Raw genomic sequence first — 262 nt, 5'->3', positions numbered from 1 at the left:
TTTGGAAAGGGTAGGGGTGGTGTTTTTAGTCGCTAGTCACTAGTCGTTAGTCGCTAGTCATTAGTTACTCCTTCAATCTGTTGATTAAACTCGTTCGCTTAATCTGTAACTCTTAACTCTTAACTCTTAACTCTAAACTCTAAACTCTAATTAAACTCTGGTGGAGAATAACGGATTCGAACCGTTGACCCCCTGCGTGCAAGGCAGGTGCTCTAGCCAGCTGAGCTAATCCCCCAGGGATTGTTTTGCTTAATCTATTGCT

At 42.7% G+C, this 262-nt stretch carries 1 tRNA gene; it reads right to left on the bottom strand.

The annotated features are described in order from the left end of the window. Positions 1-158 precede the first annotated feature (158 nt). Positions 159-235: transfer RNA gene (locus V7S75_RS12075), tRNA-Ala, on the bottom strand. Between the last annotated feature and the right edge of the window lie 27 nt (positions 236-262).

It is taken from the genome of Aquirufa sp. TARAVU-A1A (assembly GCF_054558675.1).
This window is presented reverse-complemented; position numbering and strand designations above follow the sequence as displayed.